General features: G+C 70.2%; 6 protein-coding genes. 3 read left to right on the forward strand and 3 right to left on the reverse strand.

Translation table 11 applies throughout. The features are described from left to right. Positions 1–28 precede the first annotated feature (28 nt). Positions 29–1,495: a GuaB1 family IMP dehydrogenase-related protein gene (locus QQY66_RS07550; protein ID WP_301978296.1), complete on the reverse strand. Its 1,467-nt coding sequence runs from the start codon at positions 1,493–1,495 to the stop codon at positions 29–31. Positions 1,496–1,997: 502 nt separating this feature from the next. Between QQY66_RS07550 and QQY66_RS07555 the strand changes: the two genes are divergently transcribed. Then, a complete protein-coding gene (locus QQY66_RS07555) occupies positions 1,998–4,145 on the forward strand; it encodes an NB-ARC domain-containing protein (protein ID WP_301978297.1) in 2,148 nt (715 codons plus the stop codon). Between the two features lie 436 nt (positions 4,146–4,581). Here the strand turns inward: QQY66_RS07555 and QQY66_RS07560 are convergent, their stop codons facing one another. Next, entirely contained in the window at positions 4,582–5,838 is a 1,257-nt protein-coding gene (locus QQY66_RS07560) for a hypothetical protein (RefSeq protein WP_301978298.1), read from the reverse strand. A 260-nt stretch (positions 5,839–6,098) separates the two neighbouring features. On the opposite strand from QQY66_RS07560, the gene QQY66_RS07565 reads away from it, so the two are divergent. Both QQY66_RS07565 and QQY66_RS07570 read left to right on the forward strand, forming a co-directional pair. Beyond that, positions 6,099–9,266, forward strand: coding sequence for a tetratricopeptide repeat protein (locus QQY66_RS07565; RefSeq protein ID WP_301978299.1), 3,168 nt, complete (start codon positions 6,099–6,101; stop codon positions 9,264–9,266). 404 nt (positions 9,267–9,670) lie between these two features. Next, positions 9,671–10,114, forward strand: a complete 444-nt coding sequence (locus tag QQY66_RS07570; RefSeq protein WP_301978300.1) for a hypothetical protein — start codon at positions 9,671–9,673, stop codon at positions 10,112–10,114. Positions 10,115–10,148: 34 nt separating this feature from the next. On the opposite strand, the gene QQY66_RS07575 is transcribed toward QQY66_RS07570, so the two are convergent. Then, positions 10,149–12,311 (reverse strand): MMPL family transporter, encoded by a 2,163-nt coding sequence (locus tag QQY66_RS07575; RefSeq protein ID WP_301978301.1) that lies wholly within the window; start codon positions 12,309–12,311, stop codon positions 10,149–10,151. Between the last annotated feature and the right edge of the window lie 276 nt (positions 12,312–12,587).

Raw genomic sequence — 12,587 nt, forward strand, 5'->3', positions numbered from 1 at the left:
AACGGGGGCCGAGCGAAAGGGACTTGGCTCAGCTCCAGCTGGCGTGCAGCGGCTTGCCCTCCGCGTAGCCCGCCGCGCTCTGGATGCCGACGACGGCCTTCTCGGCGAACTCCTCCAGGGAGCCGGCGCCCGCGTAGGTGCAGGACGACCGCACACCCGCGATGATCGAGTCGATCAGGTCCTCGACGCCCGGGCGGGCCGGGTCGAGGAACATGCGGGAGGTGGAGATGCCCTCCTCGAACAGCGCCTTGCGAGCCCGGTCGTAGGCCGATTCGTCGGACGTGCGGTTGGCCACGGCCCGCGCGGACGCCATGCCGAACGACTCCTTGTAGAGACGGCCGTCGGCGTCCTGCTGAAGGTCGCCCGGCGACTCGTACGTGCCCGCGAACCAGGACCCGACCATCACGTTGGACGCACCGGCGGCCAGCGCCATGGCGACGTCGCGAGGGTGCCGGACACCGCCGTCGGCCCAGACGTGCTTGCCGTACTTCTTCGCTTCGGCGGCGCACTCCAGGACCGCGGAGAACTGCGGCCGGCCGACCCCGGTCATCATGCGGGTGGTGCACATCGCACCCGGTCCGACACCGACCTTGATGATGTCGGCGCCGGCCTCGACGAGATCCTTCACACCGTCCGCGGACACGATGTTGCCCGCGACGATCGGGACCTGCGGGTCGAGGGCGCGGACCAGCCTGAGCGCGCTGACCATCGACTCCTGGTGGCCGTGCGCCGTGTCGATGACGAGCGTGTCGACGCCCGCGTCGAGCAGCTGCTTGGCCTTGCCCGCGAAATCACCGTTGATCCCGACGGCGGCGGCTATCCGCAGCCTGCCCTGCGCGTCGACGGCCGGCGTGTAGAGCGTGGCGCGCAGGGCGCCCTTGCGGGTGAGGATGCCGGCGAGCCGGCCGTCGCCGTCGACCGCGGGGGCGTACCGCCGGTTGTGGTGGTCGAGGGTGTTGAAGGCCTCGCGCGGGTCCATGTCGGCGTCGAGCAGCAGCAGGTCCCGGGACATGACGATCTCGAGCTGCGTGAAGCGGTCCACGCCGGACAGGTCCGCGTCGGTGACCACACCGATCGGCCGCTGCTCCTCGTCCACGACGACACCGGCGTTGTGCGCCCGCTTCGGCAGCAGGGACAGCGCGTCGGCGACGGTCTGGTGCGGGGCGAGCACGATCGGGGTGTCGAGGACGAGATGGCGGCTCTTCACCCAGGAGACGACCTCGGTGACCACGTCGATCGGGATGTCCTGCGGGATGACCACCAGGCCGCCGCGCCGGGCCATCGTCTCGGCCATCCGGCGACCCGCGATCGCGGTCATGTTGGCGACGACCAGCGGGATCGTGGTGCCGGTGCCGTCCGGGGAGCTGAGGTCGACATCCTGCCGCGAACCGACCGCGCTGCGGCTCGGCACCATGAACACGTCGTCGTACGTCAGGTCGTAGGGAACCGGAGATGCTTCTACGTGGCGACCGGTGCTGGCCTCAAGGAAACGCATAGACCCACAATTTCACGTGAAATTACGCAGGTCACTCCCACGAAGGCACAGCGGAACAGCCCCACGCTCATGTGATCCTCCAGGGAGGTACGGGTACGGGGACTCCTGTGCCGGGCAGGAACCTGCCTTGCAACAAAACGTTACCCGAGTGCTTGTATGACCGGCGAGCGCGATCATCCTGGCGCCTCCGAGACCGTCAGGGAACCGCGGGCACCAGGCTCCTCGGGTAGCGACCGTCGGCGAAGTGCGGGCCGGCACAGATGGCCGCGCGGTCACCGGGGTGGCGGCAGCCACTCCGGCCGGCAACTCCACGGGAGCCATCGCCCCGGTCCTGACGTGTGCGGCCGGCGCGACGGTATCGGCCGGAGCTCGGCGCCGAAGCCGGTCACTCGGTCGGCCATCGTTGCCTCGCCCACGACTTCCCGCCCCCATGGATATCGATCACATGTACGGAAATGATCCACCCAGGGAATCGGTACTTACATGCCGCTGGGGGCCATGAGTGCGGAGTCACGAGTTCGGGTCGAGCAACGAGTTGAGCGGTACCGTGCACGGCGCGACCGTCCAGGCGGGTGCGGTCTACGGCGGTATCCGCATCGACTCCCATGTGCAGTCCGTCGGACAGACGCCCTGGCAGTTTCCGCCCTCTGTCCGTATGGTCGACCGATCGCGAGAGCTGGCGGCACTGGAGCAGCACCGCTCCCGTGCCACCCGGGAGGAGCGGCCCACGCTGGCCGCGGTGAGCGGTCTTGGCGGGGTCGGGAAGACCACCCTCGCACTCAGCTGGCTGCACACATTGCGCCCCGACTTTCCGGGCGGCCAGTTGTACGCGGACCTCGGCGCCCAGTCCCCCGACGGCCCGGCGCTCCCGGGCGAGGTGCTCGGGCGCTTCCTGCGGGCTCTGGGGGTCTCCGTACAGGAGGTTCCCACATCGCTCGCCGAACGGACGGCGCTGTACCGATCCGTGACCGCCGACCGGCGTGTGGTGGTGCTGCTCGACGATGCCGCGACCGCAGCCCAGGTACGGCCGTTGCTGCCCGCGGGCGGAACTGTCACGGCAGTGACCAGCCGCAGCCGGCTGCCGGGGCTGACCGTCGACGGTTGCTTCCCCGTCCATGTGGAGCCGCTCGCCCCCGAAGCGGCGGTGGAACTGCTCGCGGACACCCTGTCCGACGGCCGGGTGGCCGCGCAGCCCGATGCCGCACGCACGCTGGTCGAGCTGTGCGCCGGACTGCCGCTGGCCGTGCGGGTCGCCGGTGCCCGGCTCGCGGCGCGACCGGCACGCCGTATCACCACGATGGTGCGCGCCCTCGCCGAGGAGCGCGACCGGCTGGAGGCGCTGGCCATAGACGGCGACCACGATGTGCGGGCCGCCCTGGACCTGTCGTACCGGGCGCTCCCGCCTGCGGCTGCCCGGCTCTACCGGCTGTTGGGGCTGCACCCCGGCCCGGAGTTCGGCAGCGCGGTGGCGACCGCGCTCTGCACCGACGGGACCGAAGGGAACGCGGTGGAGTTACTGGAAATGCTGCATGACGCGAGTCTGCTCCTGGATGCCGGAGACGAACGCCACCGCTTTCACGATCTCGTGCGCCTGCACGCCACCACGAAAGCACTGGAGGACGAACCACCGCAGGAGCGCGGGATGGTCCTGCGCCGCATCGCCGACCACTACCTTGCGAGCGCCACGCGGGCCGAGGAGATCATCGACCCTCAGCACCGCACCATGACCAGGGACTACGGCGCCGGTCCGGTGGTCTCGGCGAATGTCGGCCGCGATCCCCAGGCCGCCCTGGACTGGCTCGAACGGGAACTGGGCAATGTGATGGCCGTGGTCCGCCAGGCTCGCGCCGCGGGCTTCCCGACCGTCGCCTGGCAGCTGGCCGACGCGCTGTGGCCCCTCTTCCTGCGGCGCAAGTTTTACGACGACTGGCGTACCGCGCACGAGGAAGGGCTCGCGGCAGCGCGGGAACTGGGCGACACGGCAGCCGAATGCCGGATGCTCACCTCCGGTGGCCTGGGGCAGCTCGGCTCCAGGAACCACGACCGCGCCCTGGAGATGTTCGAACGCGCGGCGCGGCTCTTCCTGGATGCCGGCGACCGGCTCGGACATGCCCGCACGCTCAACTACCGAGGGCTCGCCCTGCAGCGGCTCGGACATCTGGAGGAGGCCACCGACCAGTTCCGACGCGCCGCCGAGGAGCTGCCGCAGCACGGCGATCGACGGGCCGGGGCACTGGCCCGGCTGAACCTCGCCGATACCGCTCTGGCCATGGGGCGCGCCGAATCGGCGCTGCACCACGCCGGCGCCGCGCACACCACGCTTCACCAGGAAGGCGACGCTTACAACGCCGCACGCGCGACCCTGCTCCTGGGCCGCGCGTCTCTCGCTCTGGACCGGCTCGATCAGGCAGGCGAACAGCTGTCGTCCGCCCTGGCGACCCTGCGCGAGATGGCGGCGCGCTACGAGATGGCCCGCGCCGTCGGCGGTTTGGCCGAGGTCGCCGAGCGGCGCGGCGACGCAGACACCGCCCGCGACCACTACCGAGAGGCGCTGGAGCTCTACGCCTGCGTCGACCGGTCCCGATCGGAGGAGGCGGAATCCGCGCGCCGCCGCCTCCGATGGTTGGAGGGCGGCGGATCCGAGGTCTGAGTCTGCGGGACATACGGCGATGCCAAGCTGAACTCCGCCGTGGGCAGGCCCGCCACCAGCCAGGAATGGGCGAGCGAGGCAAGGGCCGCCCACAGTTCCTCGGGCCGTTCCGGGCCTGAGGCGCTGTGGGCTTCGAGTTCGAGCAGGACCCCGTCCGGACAGAACCGGAGCCAGCAGCGGGAGCCGTGATGGACAGCCACCACCAGGGCCCCCGGATGGGCAGCCGCTGTCTCGGCGGCCCTCTGCGCTCCCCTGCCGTGCTCGATCAGCACATCGGCGAGCAGAGCCAGGCGCCCCCGCGATGGAAGCCTGACCCGGACATGCTCGTCCACGGTCACCGTCAGGGAGGCCGGGTCCACCAGTACGGAACAGACTCGGCACGCCGGGCCACCTGACTCCGTGCCGCGGAAGGAGGACATCACGGCTACGAGCGCCGTCACGGCGCGCCCACGCTGCCGGGTTCGTCGTAACGCACCGTGATCGGGAGACGTGCCGGTTCCGTCGTCGCGCGGATGGCGGGGGCCCGCAGGCGGAGCTTGCGGTAGAGCAGTGCGCGCATCTTGCGGGAAAACCGGCCTGGTTCCGAGGAGATGCGGGACGCCACCCGCTCGTGTCGATGTGTACGGCACGTCGCCAAGCTCCGCCTGAGCTGCGGGCGCAGCGGACGGTCTCCGCGTAGGCGCGGTGCGAAGGACATGAGTTCGGCGAGCGGAGAACCCGGATCCACATCGGCATCGGGCCGACCCGCCATCAGGACGGGCACGCCGGTCATCGCGCCGTAGAGGGTGACCGAACCATGGTCGCCCACGATGTAGTCGGCGGCGACGACCGCTCCGGTCCAGTCTCCGTACGGACTGACCAGGCTCAGGCCCGAGCGCCCCAGCCCGGCGAGCCAGGCCCGGACCTGCCAGGCTCCGTGCGCGTTCCAGACATGGGGATGCAGGAGCGCGGCGATGCGGAACTCGTCCCGCGGCAGTTCGCCGACCAGTCGCTCCAGGACCTCCCAGCCCTGCCCCAGAAGCGAGTCGGGTCCCCAGGTGGAACAGACGAGGATCAGCCGTTGTCCGGCCCTGGCACCGAGGGCGTCCCGGTAGAGCGCCCGAAAGGGAAGGCCGGCGGCGATGCGGTCGAAGCACGGGTCGCCGACCACCTCGGCCACCGGCAGTGCCTCAGGGCATTCACGGCCGAGCCTGGTCAGCTCCTCATGATGGGCCAGCGCGATGACCTCGGGCACCACCGCACCGTCTCGCACCAGCCGCTGCCTGCTGAGGCCGTACACACCGCGCTGCGCCGCCGGCCGGTCGGGCCGCCCGGCCGGCGTGAGTTTGTTGTGGCCGGCTCCGTGCGGGAGCACGATCACAGGGGTGTGCAGTTCGTGGAGGCTGCCGTGGCTCGCGGCCAGAGCGAGGTCGAAGTGTGTCTGCACCGCCTGGCTCCACGGCATGACCAGACCTCCCATCTGGTCCAGGAACTCGGCCACCCCGTTGCCGAACACATCGGGTGCCTGGGTGAAGAAGGTCTGCACCCTGATGTCGCCTTCCAGCAGACGTATCGTGTCGAGCAGCCGCTGCCCGGCGATCACGGTGTGCACCACGACCAGGACTCGCCGGCGAGTCCTGCGGGTGGCCCAGCGCTCGACGTCCGGCCGTACCGGCACATGTCGCCAGTGCGGCTCGGTCACTGTCACGCTCATCGTCGTTGTCCCCCGGTTCTTCTTCGATGCCTTCTCGGCCGCGGTCCTGCGCGGCCGTTGACGATGGCGTGCCCCGTGGGCTGGATGGCCGGCTTGCAGGAATCCTGCACTCCTGCGAAACCACCGCCCTGTGCGCCCCTCGCGCTCCGATGCGCCTCTGTCTCCACCCCGGGATCCCACTGAACAGTGGAATGAGTTCCGCACACATGTACGGCAGTGCCGAAAGTGGCAGGAACCAGACACACCCATCGGGGGCGACGGTGGAACTTCTCGCTCTGGGCCCGCTCGAGCTGTGGCACGGCGGGCAGCAGCACGAACTCGGGTCCCTGCAAGAGCGGCGAGTACTGACGCTGCTGATTCACGCTCGCGGTGAGCCGATTTCCGTGGACACGCTGACGGACCGGCTATGGAACGGGGAGCCGCCACCAACTGCTTTGGGCACACTGCACAGCTACCTCTCCCGGCTGCGGGGGCGATTACGGCGGGCGGTGGGCGACGAGTTGGCCTGGGTGGATCGGCCCTCGCTACGGCTGTATCAGCTGCGAGCCGATCCGGAGGACATCGATCTGCTGCGTTGCCGGCGACTGCGGACCGATGCGGCGGCCGCGACGGCACAAGGAGAATACGAGCTCGCCATCGGGCTGTTGCGCACCGCCGAATCGCTGTGGCGCGGCGAGCCGCTCAGTGAGTTCGCCGACAACGACTGGGCGTTGTCGGCGCGTGCCCGGCTGGTCGAGGAGCACCGCCGGGTCCGCGAGGAACGCATCGGCCTGGAAATGGAGTTGGGACGACATGCCGACCTCGTCGGCGAACTCCAGGAGTTCGCGTCGCAGAACCCCTTTGCCCAGAGGGTGATCGGCGCGCTGATGCTGGCCCTGTATCGCTCCGGACGCCATGACGAAGCCCTCGCTGTCTACCGGGACACGCACGCAAGACTGCACGAGAGCCAGGGCATCGAGCCCGGAGCGGAACTCCAGGAACTCCATCTTCGTATGCTCGAACAGGACCGCACCCTCATGCGCTCGGAGACCACCGCCGCCGTCACTGCGGCGCCCGCCTCCGAGCCCCGCAACTGCCTGCCCCGGGACACCCCCGACTTCACCGGACGCGTCGGCGAACTGCGCATCCTGCTGGCCGCTCCGTCCACCGCGGACGGCACGGCCAGCGCCCTGCCCGTCACCGTGGTCCACGGCATGCCCGGGATCGGCAAGACGGCACTGGCTGTGCACGCCGCACACCGGCTGTGCGCCACCTACCCGGACGGCCAGTTCTACGTCGATCTGCGCGGGTACAGCAGTGAGCAACCGCTCGACCCGGGCGAAGCCCTGGCCTTACTGCTGCACTCGGCCGGGTGGACCGGTGAACTGCCGCCCACGGCGGACGAGAGGGCCGCACGGTGGCGGGAGTGGACCGCACGGCATCACGCGCTCGTGGTGCTCGACAACGCCAGGAACGCCACACAGGTCACGCCCCTGCTGCCGGGGACACCGACCTGCCGGGCCATCGTGACCACCCGGAGTCGACTGGCCGGGCTCGACGGCGCCACGTCCCTGCGCGTGGACGCCCTGTCCAGGGCAGAGGCAGCCGCTCTCTTCACCCGGATCGTCGGTGCCTCGAGGACATCGGCCGAGCCCGAAGCCCTGGAGCGGGTGGCAGACGCGTGCGGGTGCCACCCACTGGCCCTGCAGCTCCTGGCGAGCCGTTTCCGCCACCGAGAGTCATGGACCCTTCAGGATCTCCTCGACCGGCTGGTGCACGCGGCCGATCCCCTCAAGGAACTGGACGGCCAGATCGCCGCGGTCTTTCAGTTCTCGTACGCCGAACTCGACGGCCCCGCGCGGCAACTGCTGCGCCGTCTCGCGCTGCACCCCGGACCGGACATCACCCTCCGAGCGACAGCCGCACTCGCCGGCCCCGACTTCGCGGATGAGCCGGGACTGATGCAGAGATGCATCGAGGACCTGCTGGACTCCAGCCTCCTCGAAGAGCCGGTACGCGGACGATACCGACTGCACGACCTGACCCGAGCCTTCGGCCTGCGGGCCGGCGCTGTCACGGACCAGGAAGCGGCCTCACGCGCAGCGGTCGGCCGTCTCCTCGCCCATCACCTCACCACCGCCCACCGCGCCGACCGTATGACCCATCCGCACCGTCGGGCGATCCCGCTGCGCCCTGAGAAGCGGTGTGACCACGCACCCGAGTTCTCCGACGCGGACGAGGCCTCGGTGTGGCTCACCGTGGAGCGCGCCAACCTCCTGGCGGTCGCGCGTACGGCGGCAGCCCGCTGGCCCGAGTATGCCGCGTTGTTCCCGGCTGTCCTGGCGAGAACCCTCAAGTTGTGGGGAACGTGGGACATCGCGGCCGAACTCTTCGACGCCGCGCTCCCCGCCCTTCGCGCCTCGAGCGACCGGTCCACGCTCGCCCGTACCCTGACGGCCCGCGCGGACCTGGTGGCACAGCGCAACCACGCGGAGGCCCTGCGGTGCGCGACCGAGGCCCTGTCGATCTGTCAGGACCTGCGCGATGCGGGCGGCCACGCCGACGCCCTCCTGCAGTCGGGCCGCGCCCATCTCGCGGCCGGGCACGGCGGCGCGGCGATGCATGCTCTGGAACAGTCACTGGCGCTGTACCGCGAGGTCGGCGACCGATCCGGAGAAGCCGACTGCCTGAACGTGCAGGGAGTGGTGCTGTACTACGCGGGGCAGTACGACGCGGCCCTGAACAGGGTCCAGCTCATGCAGGACATCTACGCAGCACTGCCCGACCCGTACGGGCTGGCCCAGGCCCTGAACAACCGTGGCGAGCTGGCATGTCTCCAGGGACGCTACGACGACGCCCGCGACTGTTACGAACGCTCCCTGGCCCTGATGCGGAAGCACGGCGGCCCCCAGGACCTCGCCATCCTGGCCACGAACCTGGGCGCGGTGCACCAGGCGACAGGCCGCACGGACCAGGCGCTGGCCTGCTACCGAAGAGCCCTGGCCGCCCACCGGAGCAGTGGCGACGTCCTGGGTGAGGCCGACGCCCTGATCAGGCTGGGCATGGCCCACGCCCAGTCCGGACGCAGGGGCGAGGCGCTGCTGCACCTCACCATGGCGGAACAGGTCGCCACCAGCATCGACAATCCGTACGAGCGACTGCGTGCGCTGATCGGCGCGGCAGACGTCCAACGCGAGGCGGGGCGGCTCGACATCGCGTTCAAGGGCTACGAGGAAGCGCTCGAGGTGGCACAGGGCATCGAGTTCCCCCTGGGCTCAGCTCAGGCACTCGCCGGTCTCGCACGCGCGGCTTTCCTGCTCCCCCGCGGTGCTCGACAGGCCCACCGGTACAGCGAGCAGGCGGTCGCCCTGTACAGAAGTCTCGGCGCCGACACGGAGGCGGAGCAACTGCTCCAGTTGCTGGCGGAACATGAGTCGACCGGCTCCTGAGCCCTTGCCAGGAGCCGACGACGAAACCGTGGCGGGGTCACCACATCCAGCGGAAGATCCTCAAGGTGCTCCTTATTGCTCGTGCGGAAACATGTCCGGCGCGGATGATCACGTCGGCGCGCTGACAGTACCGAACGAGCGACGAGCCTTGGGGAAATTTGCGAAACACGAACACGCGTGGTAAACGCGAGGTCTGGCGAACCAACCCACCCACGCCTCCCGTGACTTGAAGCGCGCGTCCTGGTCAGAGGTCGGCTCGAACCTGGGCGAGTTCCAAAAGCAAAGGTCGAGGCTCGGCGCATGGTCAACCCCACTCATCCCGCGGTGCGGTGGCAGGGTCGGGGCTTTCCCGCTTACGCTGGGCGGTCGGAACACCGGTGTCGGCGGAGGTCCGAAGGAGCGCTGTGGACGCGGAATTGGCGACGCTCGCGGGAACCGGAGCGACGACGGTGGTCGGTCTCATGGTCACCGAGACGTGGGAGCAGGCGAAGCAGCGTGTGGTACGGCTCTTCGCTCACGGTGGTGAAGCGGCCACCGTGGACGAGGACTTGGACGAGTCCCGCGACGCGCTGGCAGCAGCGACCGGAACACCCGACGAGGAGGACCTGACCTCCGACGTCACGGCGATGGTACGGCTGCGGCTGCGCCGTCTCCTGGAGCAGGATCCCGACGCAGCCGACGAACTCCGTGTCCTCGTCGAGGAATTCGCCCCGGCGGCGGGCAGCGATGAGACGGGTGCGGTACACAACAGCATCAGCGGGGGCGCGCAGCACGGTCCCGTATTCCAGGGGCAGTCATTCTCGAATCTGACCATCCACAGCTCCGGGGCCACAGCTCCGGATCAGTGAGGCACGGCGGTGAGCACACCCGGGCTGCGCCCTGTCAGTGACGGCCGGGGACGAGCGCAGGCTCAGGCGAGGGTGGGACGTCGGCGGCACCCTCCGTGCTGGTGCGGGGCAGCAGCCGGTCGAGGGGACGGGGCAGCCACCAGGCGGCGCGTCCCAGCAACGCCATCGACGCGGGGACGAGCACCATCCGGACGATTGTGGCATCGAGCACGACGGCCGTCGCCAGCCCCAGGCCCATCATCTTGACGAGCGGTGAGGGATTGACGACGAAGCTGAGGAACACCACAGTCATGATCAACGCGGCGGACGTGATGACGCGGCCCGTGACCGCCATGCCGCGAGCCACCGACTCCTTGGTGTCGCCCGTGGCGTCGTACTCCTCGCGGACTCGCGACAGCAGGAACACCTCGTAGTCCATGGACAGGCCGAACAGGACCGCGAAGAAGATCGTCGGCATGGGTGAGGCGATCGGCAGGGTCTCCTCGAGGTTGAACAGTCCCCCCAGCCAGCCCCACTGGAAGACGGCCACCACGACGCCGTACGCGCCGCCGATGGACAGCAGGTTCATCACGGCCGCCTTCAGCGGTACCGCGATGGAGCGGAACACCAGCATCAGCAGCAGGAACGACACCACGATGATCGCGGCGATGAAGACGGGGAGTGTGTCGGCCAGTTGCCGGGTGAGGTCGTCGGTCATGGCCGTCAGGCCCGACACGGCGACGTTGTCGGGGACGACGTCGCGGATGCGTTCGAGGGTGTGGGAGGTCGCGGCGTCCGCGGGGGCGGTGGTGGGGAGCGCGGGCAGTACGACGGTGTCACCCGCCGCGGAGATCTGGGGCTCGCCGACCGACGCGATGCCGGGGTCCTCGGCGAGACGGCGGGACAACTCGGGTATGCCCTCGGCGTCCACGCCGGGGCTGCGCAGGTCGGCAACGATCAACAGCGGGGCGTTGAAGCCGGGGCCGAAGCCCTCCGCCATCAAGTCGTAGGCACGGCGGTGGGTGGTGCTGGTCGCGTCGTTGCCCGCGTCGGGAAAGCCCGTCTCCATGCGAACCGCCGGGGCGGCCAGCGCCAGCAACGCCGCGGACGCGACCAGCAGATACGGCCACGGCCGACCGGAGACGCGGTGGGCGAAGCGCCACCACACGGTCTCCTCGGGCTTGTTCACCCGGCGCGTGCGGAGGCCCCGGCGCCGCCGCTTGTGGATGCGGTCGCCCAGCAGGGACAGCAGTGCGGGCAGCAGCGTCAGGGCGGTCGCCACGGCGAACAGCACGACCAGCGAGGTGCTCAGACCGATCGAGGTCAGAAAGCCAAGGCCGGTCACTGCGAGCGCGGTCATCGCCACGACGACGGTGCCCCCGGCGAACAGGACGGCCGCGCCCGACGATGCCATGGCGTTCGACAGCGCGCTGGAGTTGTCCTGGCCGGCGGCGTGGTTCTCGCGGTAGCGGGCCACGACGAACAGGGCGTAGTCGATACCGACGCCCAGGCCGACCATCGCGCCGATGGTGGGGGCGGCAGTGGAGACGTCCGTCGCGTGGGCGAGCAGCGTGATGCCGCCCAGTCCGGCGGCGACGGCGACGAGGGCGAGCGCGATCGGGACCAGCGCGGCCACGATCGTGCCGAAGACGACCACCAGGATGACCAGGGCGGCCAGCAGGCCCGCCGCCTCCGCGCCCGAGGTCGGCGTCTCGGCGTTGATGAAGACGGTGTCGCCGCCGAGTTCGGCGACGACACCGTCGCCGCGTACGGGTTCGATCGCGCTGTTCAGGGCATCGATCTGCTCGGGATGCACGTCCATCGTCGGTATGTCGAAAGTGACATGGGCCAAGCCGATCCGCCCGTCGGGCGAGACCGTGCCGGCGGTGAAGGGATCGGTGACCCTGGCGACGTGCTCCACATCGGCGATCCGGGCGACCGCCGCCTCGATGGCAGGCCGGTGGCGGTCGATCCGCTCCCCTTCCGGCGCGGCGAACACCGTCGTGGCGCTGCCGCCGGATGCTTCGGGGAAGCGTTCTTCGAGGAGTTCCATCGCCTCCTCGCTCTGGCTGCCGGGAGCGACGAGGTCGTCGACGAACGAGCCGCCCGCAAGGCCGGCCAGGGGCAGCACGAGTGCCAGGGCAGCCAGCCAGGCGGCGATGGTCAGCCACGGTCGGCGGGCGCTCGCGTCGCCGATGCGGCGCGTGAGTCGGTTCATGGTGGTGGGCTCCTGTGAGACGGGTGCCGACCGGCGGCACGTGTCGGCCGGGCTCCTGTTGTCTGCTGCCGAGCGACGTCAACTGTCGGCCTGGGTCGCGTGGTTGGCCGTCGGCCGGCTGCACCGGACCGGCGTTCGGCAGCAGTGGGAGCGAGCAGTCCCATCGTGGGCGTCGGCACCGGTACCGTCTCCCGCCCCGCGGCGGGTTCGGCCCTCCCGCGCGCGACGGGGAGAACAGGGCGGTTGCCTCCTGCCGGCGGCGGAGGACCGGATCCG

The sequence above is a fragment of the Streptomyces sp. DG2A-72 genome, from assembly GCF_030499575.1.
In the GTDB taxonomy this organism is placed as follows: Bacteria; Actinomycetota; Actinomycetes; order Streptomycetales; family Streptomycetaceae; genus Streptomyces.